Below are 19,195 nucleotides of genomic sequence, written 5' to 3' on the forward strand. Positions count from 1 at the left end.
GGCGACCGCAGCGCCCGAAAAGCCCACAGAGCCCGAGGCGACCGCCGAATCGGAGGCGACCGCAGCGCCCGAAAAGCCCACAGAGCCCGAGGCGACCGCCGAATCGGAGGCGACCGCAGCGCCCGAAGCGACGGCAGAGTCCGAAAAGACGGCAGAGTCCGAAACCGAGCCCGACGCCACCACCGAACCCGCAACCTCCACCGAGCCCGAGAACACGGCACCCGCCGAAATCGTCACGCGACCGGCAGACGTGGCTGAGTCCGACAGCACACAGTCCGACAGCCCAGAAACCGACAGCCCAGAAACCGACAGCACCGACACTGGCGCGGACGGACCGGGAGTAGCCACGGTCGCGGCAGGAGCGGTTATCGCGGGAGCCGTGGCCACCGCGGCGATCACCGGAGACGACGAAGCCAAAGCAGAAGAAGCCAAAGCGGAAGAAGCCAAAGCGGAAGGACCGGAAGCAGAAGAACCGGAAGCAGAAGAGTCGGGCGCAAAAGAGTCCGAACCAGAGGCCACCGAACCAGAGGCCGCTGGCACCGACGATCCGAGCACAGACGATACCGCCGCCGAGGAAGCCGACTCCCCCACCGCCGAGCCCGACACCACCACAGACGTGTCGAGCAAGGACGAAACCCCCGAGCTCGCAACTACCGAACTCGAACCCGGCAAGCTTGAAACTGCCGAAATCGAACCCGGCAAGCTCGAAACTGCCGAAATCGAAACTGCCGAGATAGCAACTCCGGAAATCGCGACCACGGAAATCGCGACCACGGAAATCGCGACCACGGAAATCGCACCGGACGCGACCACCGAGGTCGTCGCCGAGGCCGGGAAAGCCGATGACGCCGACGCGACCACCGAAGTGGAGCCCCCGGACCAGGCGACGAAGAAGTTCGCAGCCGCCGCGGTGCCGGACATCGCCAAGCCCGGCACCAAGCCCGCCGAGGAACCGGTAACCCTCGAGCTCGACAAGCCGAAGCAGACCCCGGCACCCCAGGTCTCAATACCCCCAACCCCGAAACCCCCAACCCCGAAACCCCCTGTCTCGAAACCCCGGCCGGCCGCGGGTCCGGACGTCGCCGCGTCCGAGGCGCCGACGGTCAAGACCCCGAAGATGCCCGGGGTCAAGGCCCCTGTGGAGAAACTGCCCCGCCCGGCGGCGGCACGCCCAGTGGCGGCACCGGTCAAACCCGCTGCGGCCGTCACGGGAACAGGGGCAGTCGCAGGGGCTGGAACGGCCGCGGGCGCTGGGGCGGCCGCAGCGGCAAAGACCGACGGCTGGTCGACGACACCCCGTACGCCTACGACGGTCGGTGCCACGGCCTCGGCCGGTGGCGGCAAGAAGAAGTGGTGGCTGGTAGGCGCACTCGTAGCGGTGGCGGCCATCATCGCCCTGGTGATGTTGGTGACGTCGATGCGGAGCGCCAACAAATCGACGGCCGATGTCGATCGGGCCGCCCAGACCGCCGAAACATACGGCCGGGCGCTGTACAAGGGTGACCTGAGCACGTTGCGGGAGATCACCTGCGATCCCAAACGCCAGGAGTTCACCCAGTGGGACGGCAAAGAGGACCAGTACCGGGCGATCTACGAGCAGCAGAAGGAAGCCGATCAGCTGATCCGGATCAACCGGGTCACCGCGGCGATGATCAACGAGGACGGCACCGCCAACGTGCAGGTGGAGGCCGTCAACACCAGCAGGCCCTCCGAGCAGCACGATGTGATCATCGTGCTGCGCAAGGTCGAGGGCGAGTGGAAGGTGTGTAACGCCGAGTAGCAGCAGCGAAACGGCAAGCGGCCCGGACAGGAGTATTCCTGTCCGGGCCGCTGCCGTTCACCAACGGTCAGGCGCTGATCGACTTGCCGACCGACTTGAGGTCGGTGCACGCCTCGACGACCCGCTCACTCATCGAGGTCTCGGCCAGCTTGGACCAGCTGCGCGGGTCGTACACCTTCTTGTTGCCCACGTCGCCGTCGACCTTCAGCACACCGTCGTAGTTGCTGAACATGTGGCCGGCGACGGGCCGGGTGTAGGCGTACTGGGTGTCGGTATCGACATTCATCTTGACGACGCCGTAGCTGAGGGATTCCTCGATCTCGCTCTTGAGCGAGCCCGATCCGCCGTGGAAGACGAAGTCGAACGGCTTGGAACCTTCGGCGAGACCGAGCTTCTTGGTGGCAACCTCCTGGCCGGTGTTGAGCACGTCGGGACGCAGTTTGACGTTGCCGGGCTTGTACACGCCGTGCACGTTGCCGAAGGTGGCGGCCAGCAGGTAGCGGCCCTTCTCGCCGACGCCGAGCGCATCGACGGTCTTCTCGAAGTCCTCGGGGGTGGTGAACAGTTTGTCGTCGATGGCGGCCTCGACACCATCCTCCTCGCCACCGACGACGCCGATCTCGATCTCCAGGATGATCTTGGCGGCGGCCGACAGGCTCAGCAGTTCCTGGGCGATGAGCAGGTTCTCGTCGATCGGTACCGCGCTGCCGTCCCACATGTGCGACTGGAACAGCGGGTTCTTACCGGCGTCGACACGTTCCTGGGAGATCGCCAGCAGCGGCCGGACGTAGGTGTCGAGCTTGTCCTTGGGGCAGTGGTCGGTGTGCAGGCCGATGGTGACGCCGTACTTGGCGGCGACGACGTGCGCGAACTCGGCCAGGGCCACCGCGCCGGTCACCATGTCCTTGACGCCGAGGCCGGAACCGAACTCGGCGCCACCGGTGGAGAACTGGATGATGCCGTCGCTGCCGGCGTCGGCGAAGCCCTTGATGGCGGCGTTGATCGTGGACGAGGAGGTGCAGTTGATCGCGGGGAACGCGTAGCCTCCCTCCTTGGCCTTGGTGAGCATCTCGGCGTATTGCTCGGGAGTGGCGATGGGCATTTTTCTGTCCTCCAACCGTGTAGGTGGTTCAGGTTTCCCGCGGACGGCGCAGGCGTGCGACGATCATCGCTCTGCTTGGGGCGCCGGGGACCGGCCTGTCGAGTGGGTTCACTACCCACTCAGTATGGCAAGCGGTGCGCGTTCGTGTGCGTGCACGCCTGCACACCGGGGTGTCCGTTTGATCCGCGTCTCACCCTGAGCGACTTCTCAGGCACTACCGGTAGGCTCGAGCCCCGTGATCGACACCGTTCTCGCCCAGACCACCACCACGGTTGCCCTGCCCGGCATCCTCGACCCGATCAATGTGCTCAGCTGGTTCGGCGCATGGGCCTTCTGGGGTCTGCTGCTGGTCGTCCTGATCGAGTCGGGTGTGCTGTTCCCGGTGCTGCCGGGCGACTCGCTGCTGTTCGTGGCCGGTATGGTCGTCGCCGCCGGCGGCAAGGACGACATCGACAAGTTCGCCTCGCTGTGGCAGTTGCTGCTGTTCATCCCGATCGCCGCGATCATCGGCGGCCAGATCGGCTACTGGATCGGCCGGTACGTCGGGACGGAGATGTTCAAACCCGACGCCCGCTTCCTCAAGGAGCGCTACATCACCGAGGCGCACGAGTTCTTCGAGAAGTACGGCCCGATCACCATCTTCCTGGGACGTTTCGTGCCGATCGTGCGCACGCTCGCCCCGATCGTCGCCGGTGCCGCCAAGATGAAGTTCGCCGTCTTCACCTTCTACAACGTGCTCGGCGCCATCGTGTGGGGTGCGGGGATCACACTGCTCGGCTACTGGCTGGGCCGGTTCGAGATCGTCCAGAAACTCATCGAGCCGATCTTCATTCTCATCGTCGTGCTGTCGGTGGCGCCGATGGCGATCGAGTGGTACCGCCGCAAGCGTGCCGCCAAGAACAACCCGGAGACCGCGGCACAGGACGCCCCGGCCGCCGAGGACACCGTCTGAGCGTCGGCTACCAGGCCTGATTCAGGTCCGCGTGCTGCCGGATCCACGCGTGCATCGCGATCCCGGCGGCCACCCCGGCGTTGATGCTGCGCGTCGACCCGAACTGGGCGATCGACACCGTCAGGTCCGCGTGCCGCTGCGCGATGTCGCTCACGCCGGGTCCCTCCTGACCGAACAGCAGCACGCACTCGCGCGGCAGGTCCGCGGTCTCCAGCGGTACCGATCCGGGCGTGTTGTCGACGGCCACCACTGCCAGCCCCTGCTCCCCCGCCCACACCATCAGCTCGTCGACGGTCTCGTGGTGCATCAGATGCTGGTAGCGGTCGGTGACCATCGCCCCGCGCCTGTTCCAGCGCCGCCGCCCGACGATGTGCACCGCGGCGGCCGCGAAGGCGTTCGCGGTGCGCACCACGGTCCCGATGTTGGCGTCGTGCGCGAAATTCTCGATGGCCACGTGAAACGGATGCCGCCGGGCGTCGATATCGGCGACGATCGCCTCCCGCGTCCAGTACCGGTACGCGTCGACGACATTGCGGGTGTCACCGGCCGTGAGCAGCTCAGGATCATAGCGCGCCCCCTCCGGCCACGCCCCCTCCCACGGCCCGACCCCGACAGGCTCCCCCGCCTGCCACTCAGTCGGCCCGCCCACAGATTCCCCCGTCACAAGCAACCAAACATCTAGACCCCCAAGACCGAAACAACCAAGAAGCAACCAAACATCTTGATCCCTGAGGCCGAAACAACGAAGAAGCGAGGGTCACGAAGGGTCCGGTGACGATCCACGCCTGACGCGCCCACCCCCGACGGCCCCAACGGACCCGGATCAGCCAAGACCGAGGTCACTGAGCCCGAGCAGCGACCGGTACGGCACACCGAGCTCCCCGATCACCGCGTCGGCGCCGGTGGCCCGGTCGACGACGGTCGCCACGCCCACCACTATCGCCCCCACCTCGCGGGCCGCACGCACCGCTTCGGACGGCGACGCACCGGTGGTGGAGGTGTCCTCGACGATCAGTACCCGGCGGCCGTCGATGTCGGGGCCTTCGATGCGCCGCTGCATGCCGTGCGCCTTCGCGGCCTTACGCACGACGAACGCGTCGATGGGGCGGCCGTCCGCGTGCATGATCGACGTCGCGACCGGGTCTGCGCCCAGGGTCAGGCCACCGACGGCGTCGTAGTCCCAGTCATCGGTGAGCTGCCGCATAAGCGACCCGATCAGCGGTGACGCCTCGTGGTGCAGAGTCGCCCGGCGCAGATCGACGTAATAGTCGGCTTCCTTGCCGGACGACAGGGTCACCCGGCCGTGGACGACGGCCAGTTCGGTGACGAGCCGGGCCAGCCGTTCACGTTTGGCTGCATCGAGACTCATCGCGGGAGCTACTCACTTTCCTGGCGGCGCCGACCGGGCCGGTTGATGGGGATGGGCCGGGCGGGGACGGGTGGGGCCACCGCGTCATCGACAGGATCGACACCGACTGTGTCCCTAGCGCCGGTGTCCCTACCGCTTGTGTCCCTACCGCCTGTGTCACCGGCCCGAATCGGCTGTGGCCGTGGTCCCGACCGCGCACCGGTCGACGTCACGGGCACGGCGATTGGTGCGGATGTGTTGGACGCCAGTCCCGGCCGGACGGGTGGCGGGCGACGATGTGCCTGCTGCCCGGCAACTGGTATGCCTGGGCTGGTGGTCGGGCGCCCGGGATGCCGGTCGCCTCCCCGGCCCGCATCGTGACGACCCGCCTCGTGCCTACCGGCTCCGTGCCTGCCTTCAGCGGGTGCGGCGACGGCGGATCTGGACGACTCGGACCTGGATGCCTCTGCCCGGGCCCGCCGCTCACTGTCGCGTAGCATCTCTGTCTTCTTGTCGGCCAGTTCGGGCCGGGACGGGCCATGCGGATCGCGCGGGTCGGGCGTGTCCTGTGGGCCCTGCAGCGGCGGCAGCACCCGTAGCAGGTCAGCAAATCGCCGCACCACCTCCAGCGCTGTGTCGAGTTCCTCGCCGTCGTCGGTGAGCGGCAGCGAACCGAGCGCCCAGTGGCCCTCGTTCCACAGCACCTCGACGTAGGTGGGGGCGGTGTTGGCCAGTACCACCATGCGCCGGTCGCAGACTCTGCGGGCCACGTCGAGGTTGTTGGAGAACATCACGCGCTGCCCCATCGCGCCGAGCAACTCCACGTCATCTTCAGCGGGGGCCAGCACGTCCTCGTGTCGCAGGTCGACGACCACGCGGGACGGGAACGACCTACGCACCGCGATGACGGTGGCCGTCTCCTGAAGGTCGAACACCACCGCTTCGGCGCCGTCGTACTCGCCGTAGGCCACAGCGGCCACCTCGACGTGCTCGGGGACGTTCATCCCGGCCCTGACGAACACCTTGCGGAGTTTGCTGTCGGACTCGCGGAACTTGAATCCGTGCTGCTCACCCCAGGCGGCACGCTGATGATGGGACACGACCGATCGCCGCCGGTCGAGGTACAGCAGAACCGCCGCACCTGCCAGCGCCAGAACGCCGAGCACTAGATAGATGATGGTCATCGGGCCCCACATTACTATCGGGCGCCCGCGGACGTACCGATTGCCACCACCGCCCGACCCAAACCCCACCGATAGCCCCCGGCGCGACAATAGTTGCGATGCTTGCCGCCATCGGTGGGGTTTAGGTCAATGCCGGTGAGAAGATGGCCGCGTGAGCCCCGAAGTTCCCTGCCCAGACCCGCTGACCGACCCAGACCGGCTGACAGACCCAGACCGGCTGACAGACCCAGACCGGCTGACAGACACCGAGCGGCTGATCTGCGACGACATCGACACCGGCCTGATCGAAGGGCTCACGTGCGCACTGGTGCAGGCGCCGAGCGAGAATCCGGGTGGCTCGGAGGCTGCGGCCACCGGAGTGCTCATCGAGGCCGCGACCGGCCTGGGCCTGATCGCCGAGACCGACGAGGTGGCGCCGGGTCGGCCCAACGTGACCGTCACCTGGCTGCCACCCGCCGCCACCGGACCCGGCCTGATGTTCCTCGGCCATTCCGATGTGGTGCCGGCCGGCCCGAATTGGACGGGCGACCCGTACCGGGTGCGGCGCGCCGTCGACGACGCCGGCCGCACCCTGCTCGTCGGCCGCGGCACCACCGATATGAAGGGCGGCCTGGCCGCGGTGCTCGCCGCGATGGACGTGCTGCGCCGCCACGACGTACCCCTGACCGGCCCGGTCCGGCTGGTATGCACCGTCGATGAGGAGGAACACGGCCTCGGCGTCCGCCGATTCGTCACTCGTCCCCCCGACCACACGTTCCTCGGCTGTGTGGTGGCCGAACCCACCGACCTGACCATCGTGCGCGGCTGCCGCGGGGCGTCGTACATCGACATCGAGGTCACCGGCCGCGCCGCGCACAGCGGCAGACCCGCCGACGGCCGCAGCGCGATCAACGCCGCGGCCCGGATCATCGGGTTGCTTTCCGACGACCAGGATCGACTGGCCGCCGACCCCGACGACCTGCTCGGCTTCGGCACCTGGAATGTGGGCACTGTCCACGGCGGACAGGGCATCTCAGTGGTCGCACCGATGTGTTCGCTCGGCGTCGACCGCAGGCTCATGCCGGGCGAGTCCGCGGAGCAGATCGCCGAGGAGGTACGCCGGCGCATCACAGAGACCGGCATCGACTGCGACGGCATCGACGTCGCAGTCACAGTCACGATGGAGATGCCCGGCTTCGTCACAGATGCGAACCATCCCCTGATCGACACGGCTCGTTCGGCGATCACCGCGCAGGACCGGGCGCCCAGCGTGGGCGGCTGGACGGCCGCCTGCGATGGCGGTTTCATCTCCCGAGACCTCGGCATCCCGGCCGTCGTCCTCGGCCCCGGCAACATCAACACCCAGGCCCATCAGCCCGACGAATCGGTGGTCGTCGACGACCTGCTCATCGCCGCCAGGGTGTACACCCTCATGGCCCTGCGCATGCTGGGCTGACGCGGGCTCAGCCGATCATCGCGCGGATGTCGTCGGCGCTGATCGTGGTGCCGAACAGTTCGCCGTCGTCCACCACCGCGTCGAACAGGGCGCGTTTGCGGTCCTGCAGCGCCACCACCCGTTCCTCGATGGTGCCCGCCGACACCAGCCGGTACACGTTGACGGGGCGCGTCTGGCCGATCCGGTGGGCGCGGTCGACGGCCTGCGCCTCGGCGGCCGGGTTCCACCACGGATCGCATACGAAGCAGTAGTCGGCCTCGGTGAGGTTGAGCCCGAATCCGCCGGCCTTGAGGCTGATCAGGAACACCTTGGTCTCCCCCGAAGTGAACCGCCGCACGGCGTCGGCACGTTCGGCGGCATTCATCGACCCGTCGAGGTAGCTGTAGGCGATACCCACCTTGTCCAGGTGCGCGGTGAGGATATGCAGGAAGCGGGTGAACTGACTGAACACGAGCGCGTTGTGGCCTTCGGCGACCAGTTCGGGCAACTGTTCGGTGAGATAGTCGACCTTCGATGAGGAGACCCCGTGGTGCGATTCGTCGACGAGCGCGGCGTGCAGGCTGAGCTGACGCAGCAGGCTGAGCGAACGGAACACCTGAAAGCGGTTCTTCTCCCAGTCACCGAGCAGCCCGAGCACTTTCTGCCGTTCGCGGGCCAGCCGGGTGTCGTAGATCTTGCGGTGCCGCGACGAGAGATCGAGCACCAGCGCCTGTTCCTGCTTGGGCGGCAGATCAATGGCGACCTGATCCTTTGTGCGCCGCAACATGACCGGCTTGATCCGCCGGCGCAGCACCCCCAGTCGCTCGGGCGTCGAATGCGATTCGATGGGTTTGCGGAAGTAGTCGGTGAACGCCACCGGCGACGGGAACAGTCCGGGCGCGGTAACACTCAGCAGCGACCACAATTCCATCAGATTGTTCTCCATCGGGGTGCCGGTGATGGCGAGTTTGAATCCCGAATCGAGCCGCCGCGCGCACTGATGAGTTTTCCCGGTGTGATTCTTGATGAACTGCGCCTCGTCGAAAATCACTCCGCTCCAGGAGTATTCGTTGATCTCGTCGAACAGTAGGCGCAGTAGTGTGTATGAGGTGACCACCACATTGGTACCGGTCGCCTGCTGATCGAAGCTCTTCCCGGTCTTTGCCCGGGTGGCCGTCACGGTGGCCACTTCCAATTCAGGTGCGAACTTTCGGCATTCGGCGGCCCAGTTGGCGACGACGGAGGTCGGTGCGATCACCAGGAAACTCGTGTGCGGATCCTCGGCCACCGCGCGGCTGATGAGCGCGAGCGCCTGCACAGTCTTGCCCAGGCCCATGTCGTCGGCCAGGATACCGCCGAGTTCGTTGTCCCACAGGAAGTTCAGCCAGTCATATCCCGACCGCTGATAGTCGCGCAGGTCGGCACGCAGTTCGTTCGGCGGATCGAGCCGATGGGGCGGAACGGCCGATGCCAGCGCCGACATCCGCTCCTGCCAGCGCGCCAGTTGTTCGTCGACCACCCCGAGTGCGAGCAGTTCCTCCCAGAAGGTCGCGTTGAGCGTTCCGGAGTGCACCTTGCCCGATTCGATCTCGCCGAGTGCCCGCGCCTCGGCCAGCAGGTCGGCCAGCTTGCGCAGTTCCGGGGTGTCGAGGGAGAAATACACACCGTCGGCGAGCAACATATGCGTTGCACCGGAGACAATTTCGCGGATGACATCGGCAACGGGCACCGCCGTGGTCCCCACCGTGACGGTGATCCCGAGACTGAACCAGTCGTTGCCGAATTCGCCGTCCTCCGAGGAGAATTCAATGCTGGGAGCAGCACCGGCGGGCCGGTAGTCCATGTCGAGCCGGTTGTCGACGATCACATCGGGATGTTCGTCGAGTTCGGGAAGCGCCTCCACCACGAGAACAGCCGTCTCGACACCGGAAAGTTCCATCGGTACAAGGAGACTCACGATGCTCGACGCCGCGATGAGCGCCTCGGCCGATTGACCGCTGAGCAGCAGGTCCAGCTCGTCCAGCACAGCGACCGAGGATTCACGATACAACCGGCGCTGCCAGTATTCCCTCGCATGCACCGCCCACGCCCGGCACATCCAGGCCGTCGCCGACAACTCCGGCCGCAACGACTCCCACAGCGCGGCCTCGGCCGCCTTGTCGCGATAGGCGACGGTCACCGCCTCCGCCGGATCGAAGACGTGCCGCGTGTCGTTTACCTGGTATCCGATGCTCCACGACAGCCGCGCACCACCACCGGTTCCCGGCGACAGCGTCAGCACCGCGAACGGACCCTCGATGCGGGGTGGGGCGAACAGTTGCTCGTCGTGCACGTGCACACTGCGCGCCCGCGACAGCCGCGGCAGCACCTCGGCCGAAAATTCAGGCAGATCGTCGGCCGGGATGAGCACGTCCTCCCCCGTGCGGGCGGCGTCGAGCTCAGCCGTACTGGGCACCGGGTCGAAGGCCGCGAGGAGCAGCGTGCCGTCGCGAACGGTCCACAGCCCATGCGTCTTACGTGCCGGACCGAGCAGTCCGCGCACCTCCCCGGCAGGCAGCGGGTCGGCGTCACCGATCTCGAACACCGTGGTCAGCTGCGCCCCCGTCGCGTGCGCCCGCAGCGTGTAGCTGAGCCGGGTGGTGGTCACCCGCACGGACGTGGCACGCAGCGCGGGATCGGCGATCAGTGTCACCCCAGCCCGCTGCGCCGCCTCCAGCAACGTCCAGAACGTGACAGGTGCCTGGGACAGACCGACCCGCTCGGCGCCATAGGAGTACGAGTTGCCGGTGAGCGCTCTGTGCAATGCGGTGACGGCGATCTCCTGGGCGGGTGGAAAGTCCCAGCCCCGCGAATCAAGCACGTTCGCCCACGAGGCTCCCGTCTTGATCCACTTGCCACGTTTGCCCATGGTCATCGGATACAGCATCAGCATCGGGTCCGAGCTGCCGGCCAACTGCGCGAAGTAGCCGTTCGGTGTTTCCACGCCGAAGCACAGCGCGAGCGGACGAACCTGCGACGATGTGTCCGCGACCCCGGGTTCGGTCTCCGCCAGCACTCCCGAGAACATCGTCCGCCAGGACACCGTGGGCGGGGGGCGCGTCGCGCCGCCGCGGGCCGCCACCAGTAGCAACGCCACCCCGTGTTTGCAGAACATCCCCACCGGGCACGTACACCTGGCGTTCGCGATCGTGCGGGACGACGGGACACCGTTGAACGTCACGGTGACCTGGTAGATCTCCCGCCCCGAACCCCGGCACGTGCCGGTCAGTTCGCCGCGCTGGTTCCAGCCGTACTCCAGGACCATGCCGGTGTTGGAGTATCGGGTGCCCTTGTTCATGGCACCACCGCCGAACCGCCGCAGCAGTTCGGCAGGCGCGATACGCAGCAGGTCCCCGGTCACCCGGCCAGACTACGTGCCCACTACGACATCAGTGACGGTCAGGCGGGGCTCGCAAGACTGATCGACAGGCCGATCGTGCCACCCTTGCCACGTCGCAGGGTGCTGCCGAGCACGGTGATCCGCCCGGCGACCCCGTACTTCGCGATGATAAGTCCGCGCGCCCGTTCGGTGCCGGCGGCGTCGAGAATCTCGGCCCGTCCGGACACAGGTTCGCCCGTGAGGACCTTGCCCCGGGCGTCGCACGCCTGCACGATCACCTCGGGATTGCGCCGGATTCGCTTGACCTTCCACGACTCGGTGCGCGTCCACATCACCAATCGATCCCCGTCGAGCGCCGCCCACAGCGGCGTCGACACGGGTGTCCCGTCCTTCCGAAACGTCGTCAGCGCAACATACTTCGCGGTCCCGGCCTCACCGAATCCAGACATCCCCCCACCCTACGCGCCCAAGACCGACCTACTTCCCAGCAATCCGCCACCTTGACCCCTGAGACCGAAGCGACGAACGAACCAATCACCTCCTTGATCCCTGAGGCCGAAGCGACGAAGGAGCGAGGGTCACGAAGGGTCCGGCGACCATTCGACACCTGACGCGACCACCCCGGAGGCGACGGCAGTGCCCGCAGGAATTACCTCGCGGGCACCGCCGGCTATCAGCAGTCCGTAGATCGGCCGGTTACCCCAGGACCAGCCCCTCCCCGTCGGCGGACACATTGACGGGCACCACATCCCCGTCGCGCACCGTCCCGGCCAGCAACAACTTGGCGAGTTGGTCGCCGATCGCCTGCTGCACCAACCGACGCAGCGGCCGGGCGCCATACAGCGGGTCGAATCCGCGGTCGGCCAGCCACTTCTTGGCGTTCGCCGACACCTCCAGCCGCAGCCTGCGCTGGGCCAGACGCTTGCCGAGCTGCCCGAGTTGGATGTCGACGATGGACACCAGCTCTTCGGCGCTCAGTGCGTCGAAGATGACGACGTCGTCGAGGCGGTTGACAAATTCGGGTTTGAACGCCGAACGCACCGCGGCCATCACGAAGTCCTTGTCGCCACCCGACCCGAGGTTGGACGTCAGGATGAGGATGGTGTTGCGGAAGTCGACGGTGCGGCCCTGCCCGTCGGTGAGCCGGCCTTCGTCGAGCACCTGCAGCAGCACGTCGAACACGTCCGGGTGCGCCTTCTCCACCTCGTCGAACAGGACGACGGTATAGGGGCGACGACGGACGGCCTCGGTGAGCTGACCACCCGACTCGTACCCGACATACCCCGGAGGTGCACCGACGAGCCGTGCAACGCTGTGCTTTTCGCCGTACTCACTCATGTCGATACGCACCATGGCACGCTCGTCGTCGAACAGGAACTCCGCCAGCGCCTTCGCCAGTTCGGTCTTGCCGACACCGGTGGGCCCGAGGAACAGGAACGACCCGAGCGGCCGGTTCGGGTCGGCCACACCGGCACGGGCCCGGCGGACGGCATCGGATACCGCGGTGACAGCATCCTTCTGCCCGATGACCCGTTGTCCCAGTTCATCTTCCATGCGGAGCAGCTTGGCGCTCTCACCTTCGAGCATGCGACCGGCGGGCACACCGGTCCACGACGAGACGACCTCGGCGACGTCGTCAGGGCCGACCTCCTCCTGCAGCATCACGTCCTGCCCCGGTGCGGCACCGGTCTTCTCGACGGCGGCGTCGAGTTGCTTCTCCAGGCCGGGGATCTTGCCGTACCGCAGTTCGGCGGCCTTACCCAGGTCACCGTCGCGTTCGGCCCGATCAGCCTGTCCACGAAGACGATCGAGCTCCTCACGCAGATCACGCACCGAGTCGATGGCGGTCTTCTCACCCTGCCAGCGGGCTGACAGCTCGTTCAGCTTCTCCTTCTGGTCGGCCAGTTCTTGCCGCAGCTTTTCCAGCCGTTCCTTGGATGCCGCATCGGTTTCCTTTTGCAGCGCAAGCTCTTCGACCTCCAGGCGGCGGACGATCCGCTCCACCTCGTCGATTTCGACGGGGCGCGAGTCGATTTCCATCCGCAGCCGGGAGGCGGCCTCGTCGACGAGGTCGATGGCCTTGTCGGGCAGGAACCGCGAGGTGATGTACCGGTCGGAAAGTGTTGCGGCGGCAACCAATGCGGAGTCGGTGATGCGCACGCCGTGGTGCACCTCGTACTTCTCCTTGAGGCCGCGCAGGATACCGATGGCGTCCTCGACGGACGGCTCACCGACGTACACCTGCTGGAAGCGCCGTTCGAGGGCGGCGTCCTTCTCGATGTACTTGCGGTATTCCTCGAGCGTCGTCGCACCGACGAGGCGCAGTTCCCCGCGCGCGAGCATCGGCTTGATCATGTTGCCCGCGTCCATCGCCGAATCGCCGGTGGCACCGGCGCCGACGATGGTGTGCAGCTCATCGATGAACGTGATGACCTGTCCGGCGGAGCCTTTGATCTCGTCGAGGACCGCCTTGAGGCGTTCCTCGAATTCACCACGGTACTTGGCACCGGCGACCATCGAACCGAGGTCGAGGGAGATGACGGTCTTGCCGCGCAACGACTCCGGCACGTCGCCGGCAACAATGCGCTGGGCGAGCCCTTCGACGATGGCGGTCTTGCCGACTCCGGGCTCGCCGATGAGCACGGGGTTGTTCTTGGTACGCCGACTCAACACCTGCACGACGCGGCGGATCTCGGAGTCTCGGCCGATGACCGGGTCGAGCTTGCCTTCGCGGGCGGCGGCGGTGAGATCGGTGGAGTACTTCTCCAGCGCCTGATACGTCGATTCGGGGTCTGCGGAGGTCACCCGTGCCGTACCCCGTACGGACACGAACGCCTCGCGCAGCGCCTGCGGGGTCGCACCCTGGTTGTGCAGGAGTTTCGCGACGTCGGAGTCCCCGGTCGCCAGGCCGACGACGAGGTGTTCGGTGGAGACGTACTCGTCGTTGAGTTCGCCGGCGAGCTGTTGCGCGGCGCTGACAGCCGCGATCGACTCGCGGGAAAGTTGTGGGGTCGCGCTGGCACTGGCGACGGTGGGCGCGCGGTCGACGATCGCCTGGGCCAGTGTCCGAACCGTCGACGGGTCCACTCCGACAGCCTTGAGCAGCGGCGCGGCGATACCGTCGGACTGATCGAGCAGTGCCACCAGGATGTGAGCGGGACGCACGTCCGAGTTGCCGGCAGCGGTCGCGGCCTGCACGGCGGCGCTCAGCGCCTGCTGCGTCTTGGTCGTGGGGGTGAAGCTGTCCACTTCGCTTCTGCCTTTCTCTTTAGTCCAACAGACTCAAGTATGAGCCTACAGAGTCGACAACACCAACAGACTTGAGCGTATTCCACTCAACTCATGATTCGGCACTTAACCTTCAACGAACCGTCTGCTCATTGAAGTTTGACCTATAAACTTCAATGATCCGCCTGACGATTCACAGAAAGGTCACAACCTTCAACGATGGCCGAACTCATCCACCGGCACTGGCAACCCGCTGACCAGTCAGGCCTGGTCGCGGCAGACCGTCGTGGTGGCCGATACTCGGCGTACGTCCCCGACATGCTGTGCGGACGCCCACTGGCCCTCGATGGCGCCCTCGGAGCATCAGCTGCCGCCGCCGAACGGGCAATCCGGGGCCTCTCCGTGCTCCCCGGCTCACGTGGCCTGGCGGCGATCTCCCGGCTCCTCACCCGTTCGGAGGCCATCTCCAGTTCGATGATCGAAGGCATCGCACCGTCGCCGCAGCAGGTGGCGCTCGCCGAACTGGGCCTGACCGAGAAGGTCCGGGGTCTCAGCGACAAGGCGAAACTGGTCGCAAACAACATCGCCGTCCTGCGCACAGCGTCCGGTGAACTCGTGAGCTCACCAACCATCACGATCACCGACATCGAGGCGCTGCACGATGGTCTGCTGCCGGACGACCGGCATCGAGGAATCCGCACGGTCCAGAACTGGATCGGAGGTTCGAATTGGAATCCACTGAGCGCGCAGTTTGTTCCGCCACCACCGGAGATGGTCCCCACCCTGGTCGATGATCTCGTCCGGTACATGAACGGCGCCTCGCACGGGCCACTCATCCAGGCGGGCCTGGCTCACGCGCAGTTCGAGACGATCCACCCGTTCACCGATGGGAACGGACGAGTCGGCAGGGCCCTGATTCACACGGTCCTGGCGCGTGGCGGGCTATCGCCCGACGCCGTCCTGCCCGTCAGCCTCGTGCTGGCAACGCTGAGTGACCGATACGTCGAAGGCCTGAACAGCTACCGATACATTGGACCCGCAGACCGAGCCGAGGCGGGTAACGGACAAACGGCGTGGCTGACGTTTTTCGTCGAAGCGGCATCCATCACCATCGACCAGGCCGCACAGCTCGCGGCCGATGTCTCGGCACTGGAAACCGCATGGCATCACAAGGTCCACCAGAACAGAGCTGAGCGCGGACTGCGGACGACTCTGCGCGCCAACTCGGCAGCGCAACGCATGTTGTCGCTCCTCCCGGAAGCACCCGTGCTCACTGCACGCTCAGCCGAACGACTGATCGACGCCTCCTTCAACACCGCCCGCAACGCACTCGAAGAACTCGCGGACGCAGGAGTACTCACTCGCAAGGTCATCGAACGCGGAACCACCGGCTACCTGGCCCACGACATCCTCGATCTCGTCGGCATCACCGAACGCCGTCTCGCGAGCACCCAGTTCGACACCCGCACCTCACCACCGTCCCGACCGGCTCCCGCGCGACCACCGACACGGGAATAGGCAAGCCGCCATCAGAGTGTGTGGGCGCCATGGGCCTTTGTGCAGCGGGCGGGTCCCAGACCGCTGGTTCAGGTGGATCGGTCGATGGGGAACTGCCTGAGCGTCACAGGTAATCGTGCACAGTGATGGGTGGGGCTCGCGGCGTGACCGGCAGCCCCTGACTTGTCTGAATCAGGACTCAACAAGCGCTCGATCCTACGGACGACCAGAACTCCACCCAACCAAGGCCCGGACTACCCGGACTGGAGTTTTCGGCCCCGCGCACTGACGTGCTATAGTGGCTGAGTCCGAGTGAACGGACATAGAACTTAAACAAGGGTAGTAACCCTCAAGGGGCGCGGCTTCGGTCGCGCCCCTTCTTTTTTCCACGACTCAGGGGGATAGTCGTTGAGCAGCCCAGGTACTGATCCTGCTTCAGCGTACAGTCGGCACGTCAATGCCAGATTCCGGGACTTCACCAACCCGAGAACTCCCTGGTCACGACGGTTGTGGGATGTGGGTACATTCCTGACACTTGAAGAACTTCATGAAGTCGGACAATGGCTTGACCGGCAGGTACTCAGCCCCTCTGCCGTTAACTGGTTGCAACGTAGCCTAGAGGCGCGGCTTGGCCAGGACGCGGCGTTCGGCTCCAAAGAGCTCCGACAGCAGCTGACCCAGTGTCTCCGGTCAGACCTCACCGTCCGGTCTGATGGTCGGCGCCGCCTACGTCATGTCATCGACGTCGCGCGGCCCGGATATCTCGACCGGTGGGCAGCGCAGGTCGCCCTTGACGAGCCTCCCGGTGCTGAACGTGCGGCTCGCGCAACTGCGGCCCATCTCCTCGATTCCGGCCACAGTCTCGTGGGCCTACGACGCTGGTTGGGCGAGCACTCACAGTGCTCCGCCGTCGACTTGCTCGTACAAGCTGCCGAACTCGCGGACAAAGGTCCCCGCATGTTCAGTATCTGGGTACGAGTGAACGATCTTCCAGAAATCGTCCGCTTGGCAGATCCCCTGCCCCACTTCACACGTCACGCTAGTCTACCGGGTCCGATCGCCGACAAGTTGAGAAGTCTCGATTCCATACCGGCGCTCGGCGCATTCAACTACACCGTGGAGGCCCGCGATGCTGAGCGCGCCGTCGAGTTGGTTTCCGAGGTTATCGAGCGGATGCGTGCCCGAGCGCGGTTTGCTCATTCGAACCGTCACATCGTGTTTAGTAGCGAGGTGTATGTCGAGACAGAAGATCGCTTCATTGAGCTACGCGTTCCCGACCGCAATGCCGCAATCATGTCTCTGGTGACCGAAGGGCAGTTGCTCGATGTCATCCCCGCGAAAACCTATGCGGCAGAACGGCATGCCATCGATGACGCGCTGGAACTGGCGGCACCACTCAACTCAGGAGGGCTGGCTCCCGCGATCTCAGGTGCGTGGGCAGCGCTGGAGGCGTTGTTGACCGACTCTCAGGACAGCGACAAGAAGGAGGGCAAAGTCGGCGCTGCCACTCACGCGGCCCGGTTGGTCGCATGTTCGTGGCCAAGAGCTGAACTGACCGCCCTGTCGTACCGAATCGACCCAGAAAGGGGAACCGGCCGCGAGTTGTCCGCGCGTCTTGATGTCGCGGAGACGAATCGGGATAGATCCCAGATCATCGCCGACCAGTTGCGTAACACTGGACAGATCCCACTGCTCCGAACTTGGCGACTACCCAGCGACGCGGCCGCCGTAACCCGAATGAACCGACTTCTCGCGAATCCCACAGGAATGCTCACCCAGGTCAGCGACTACGTGGAGGGATCACTGCGTCGTATGTACCGGTGTCGCAACGTCATCGTCCACGGAGGATCAACTCGGGGAGACGTCTTGGACTCGACGCTTCGAGTGGTTGCTCCGCTGGTCGGGGCGACGCTCGACCGCATCACACATGCTCATATCGTTCTCGGCATCGAACCGCTCGAACTGGCCACCAGAGCGGATGCGGCCGTAGCTTTGGCGTCAGATCACTCCATGGGTCCTCACATAGTCGATCTGCTTGGGAGGCGATGACGCCGATATCCGGGCGGCTGATCAGCCGCCCCACCCAGCAACGTAGCCGGCATCATTGACGGGTGACGACAGTCGCCAAAGATCCCGACGGCCTGCAAATGCGGGTTGCCCTGAGCTGACGTCCCGTCCTGGGTGTCCGGCGATCGACTCATCGGCACCGCTACTCATCACGGCCGGAACCCTCCGGGACGAAGCCGATTTCGTGTTCTACGCCGACGGTGGAACCTTCGGTCAGGTCCCCGACCTGTGCCTGCCCCTGATCGATGCGACCGGATGGAGAATGATGCGTTTCCCGACGTCGGTGGCCACCGAGACCGCGTTCTTCGACGGCGAACTGTACCGCTACGCCGTCAATGGAAGTACCGCACTGCCAGACAGGGCCATGCCACCTGGGTTAGACTGTCTAGCAATAGATTTCGGACGGACTGCCGGGCTACATTCAGTGCGCAGGTCCCGAGCCCCACTGCCCCAGGACCTGCAAACCTACTACAACTCCTTCTCCGCGAACGCCACCATCGCGTCGCGGACGAACGCCGCGAACTCCCGGCCGTCGACCGAGTAGGTCTTGCCGAACCGCGGGTCGTCGACGTACATCTGGCCCAGACCCGTGAACGCCTCGGCCGACGGGGCCGTGCCGCCCCAACTCGCCCGAATCCATTCGTACTGCCGCCGGGCCAGCGCCTGCACCTCACTACCGTGGACATCGAGCCCGCGCGCCGAAGCATCGGCGAAACCCTTGATCAGCGAGGATGATTCGTCCTCGAAAGCCTTCCGGCCGGCGCCGTCGAGCGACCGCCACCAGGTGTCGGAAGCGGTATAGGCCTCCTCGCCCCACCGATCCACAACCTCGTCCTTGTACTGCGTGTGGTCGAATCCGTTGAACATCGTGTCAGCCACGAGCTGTTCCCCTTTCTCCAGTGCTTTGATGGTTGACCGCACCGATTCAACGACAGCCGCGAGCCGGGCACGCTCGGATTCGAGCTTCTCGACATGAGCACGCAACGCCTCGACGGCGTCGACACCCGCGTCGAGTACGTCCCCGATCTCGCGGAGCCCAACTCCCAACTCCCGCAACACAAGAATGCGTTGCAGGCGCACCAGTGCATCCTCGTCGTAGAGCCGCACCCCACCGGCGCCGGTTCCCGTCGGAAGCAGTATCCCGACCTGCTCGTAGTGACGCAGCGTCCGGCTCGTCACGCCCGACGACCGCACGACCTCCTGGATCGTCCACTGCTCGCCGGTCATGTCGCCGCCCTTCATCA

Annotated in this window: 13 protein-coding genes and 1 pseudogene; 5 read left to right on the plus strand and 9 right to left on the minus strand. The window is 65.9% G+C overall.

Translation table 11 applies throughout. The features are described 5' to 3' along the window. The coding region (locus KDB67_RS00070) for a DUF4878 domain-containing protein (RefSeq protein WP_291010831.1) at positions 1-1,780 on the plus strand (1,780 nt) is incomplete at its 5' end. Positions 1,781-1,847: 67 nt separating this feature from the next. Here KDB67_RS00070 and fbaA read toward each other — a convergent pair. Next, on the minus strand, positions 1,848-2,882 hold the full coding sequence (gene fbaA, locus KDB67_RS00075) for a class II fructose-bisphosphate aldolase (RefSeq protein WP_291010833.1): 1,035 nt from the start codon (positions 2,880-2,882) through the stop codon (positions 1,848-1,850). 235 nt (positions 2,883-3,117) lie between these two features. Here fbaA and KDB67_RS00080 point away from each other — a divergent pair, with 235 nt between their 5' ends. Continuing rightward, positions 3,118-3,834, plus strand: coding sequence for a VTT domain-containing protein (locus tag KDB67_RS00080; RefSeq protein WP_291010835.1), 717 nt, complete (start codon positions 3,118-3,120; stop codon positions 3,832-3,834). Between the two features lie 7 nt (positions 3,835-3,841). Here KDB67_RS00080 and KDB67_RS00085 read toward each other — a convergent pair whose 3' ends face one another. From KDB67_RS00085 to KDB67_RS00095, 3 genes and pseudogenes are all read right to left on the minus strand, one after another. Continuing rightward, positions 3,842-4,483, minus strand: coding sequence for a TrmH family RNA methyltransferase (locus tag KDB67_RS00085; protein WP_291010837.1), 642 nt, complete (start codon positions 4,481-4,483; stop codon positions 3,842-3,844). 174 nt (positions 4,484-4,657) lie between these two features. Then, positions 4,658-5,203: an orotate phosphoribosyltransferase gene (pyrE, locus tag KDB67_RS00090; protein WP_291010839.1), complete on the minus strand. Its 546-nt coding sequence runs from the start codon at positions 5,201-5,203 to the stop codon at positions 4,658-4,660. A gap of 431 nt (positions 5,204-5,634) precedes the next feature. After that, positions 5,635-6,366, minus strand: a pseudogene (locus tag KDB67_RS00095) (hypothetical protein); the annotation flags it as partial. Between the two features lie 235 nt (positions 6,367-6,601). On the opposite strand from KDB67_RS00095, the gene KDB67_RS00100 reads away from it, so the two are divergent. Further along, positions 6,602-7,801, plus strand: coding sequence for a M20 family metallopeptidase (locus KDB67_RS00100; RefSeq protein WP_291010928.1), 1,200 nt, complete (start codon positions 6,602-6,604; stop codon positions 7,799-7,801). Positions 7,802-7,808: 7 nt separating this feature from the next. On the opposite strand, the gene KDB67_RS00105 is transcribed toward KDB67_RS00100, so the two are convergent. The 3 genes from KDB67_RS00105 to clpB form a co-directional block, all read right to left on the minus strand. Beyond that, on the minus strand, positions 7,809-11,180 hold the full coding sequence (locus tag KDB67_RS00105) for a DEAD/DEAH box helicase (protein WP_333716644.1): 3,372 nt from the start codon (positions 11,178-11,180) through the stop codon (positions 7,809-7,811). A gap of 38 nt (positions 11,181-11,218) precedes the next feature. Further along, complete coding sequence (locus KDB67_RS00110) at positions 11,219-11,608, minus strand: PPOX class F420-dependent oxidoreductase (protein ID WP_291010841.1); 390 nt, start codon at positions 11,606-11,608, stop codon at positions 11,219-11,221. A 247-nt stretch (positions 11,609-11,855) separates the two neighbouring features. Then, complete coding sequence (gene clpB / locus KDB67_RS00115; protein WP_291010843.1) at positions 11,856-14,408, minus strand: ATP-dependent chaperone ClpB; 2,553 nt, start codon at positions 14,406-14,408, stop codon at positions 11,856-11,858. Positions 14,409-14,606: 198 nt separating this feature from the next. On the opposite strand from clpB, the gene KDB67_RS00120 reads away from it, so the two are divergent. Next, positions 14,607-15,905, plus strand: coding sequence for a Fic family protein (locus tag KDB67_RS00120; protein ID WP_291010845.1), 1,299 nt, complete (start codon positions 14,607-14,609; stop codon positions 15,903-15,905). A gap of 705 nt (positions 15,906-16,610) precedes the next feature. Here KDB67_RS00120 and KDB67_RS00125 read toward each other — a convergent pair. Beyond that, entirely contained in the window at positions 16,611-16,742 is a 132-nt protein-coding gene (locus KDB67_RS00125; RefSeq protein ID WP_291010847.1) for a hypothetical protein, read from the minus strand. 99 nt (positions 16,743-16,841) lie between these two features. Here KDB67_RS00125 and KDB67_RS00130 point away from each other — a divergent pair, with 99 nt between their 5' ends. Then, positions 16,842-17,933, plus strand: coding sequence for a hypothetical protein (locus tag KDB67_RS00130; RefSeq protein WP_291010849.1), 1,092 nt, complete (start codon positions 16,842-16,844; stop codon positions 17,931-17,933). Positions 17,934-18,419: 486 nt separating this feature from the next. Here KDB67_RS00130 and KDB67_RS00135 read toward each other — a convergent pair whose 3' ends face one another. After that, on the minus strand, positions 18,420-19,178 hold the full coding sequence (locus KDB67_RS00135) for a MerR family transcriptional regulator (RefSeq protein WP_291010851.1): 759 nt from the start codon (positions 19,176-19,178) through the stop codon (positions 18,420-18,422). Positions 19,179-19,195 lie beyond the last annotated feature (17 nt).

Source organism: Gordonia sp. (in: high G+C Gram-positive bacteria), assembly GCF_020438995.1.
Taxonomy (GTDB): domain Bacteria; phylum Actinomycetota; class Actinomycetes; order Mycobacteriales; family Mycobacteriaceae; genus Gordonia.

Excerpts from the sequence above, each read along its gene's own strand:
- KDB67_RS00120 (WP_291010845.1), top strand. The coding sequence starts at position 14,607 with ATGGCCGAACTCATCCACCGGCACTGGCAACCCGCTGACCAGTCAGGC.
- pyrE (WP_291010839.1), bottom strand. The coding sequence starts at position 5,203 with ATGAGTCTCGATGCAGCCAAACGTGAACGGCTGGCCCGGCTCGTCACC.
- KDB67_RS00110 (WP_291010841.1), bottom strand. The coding sequence starts at position 11,608 with ATGTCTGGATTCGGTGAGGCCGGGACCGCGAAGTATGTTGCGCTGACG.
- KDB67_RS00130 (WP_291010849.1), top strand. The coding sequence starts at position 16,842 with ATGTTCAGTATCTGGGTACGAGTGAACGATCTTCCAGAAATCGTCCGC.
- KDB67_RS00135 (WP_291010851.1), bottom strand. The coding sequence starts at position 19,178 with ATGACCGGCGAGCAGTGGACGATCCAGGAGGTCGTGCGGTCGTCGGGC.
- fbaA (WP_291010833.1), bottom strand. The coding sequence starts at position 2,882 with ATGCCCATCGCCACTCCCGAGCAATACGCCGAGATGCTCACCAAGGCC.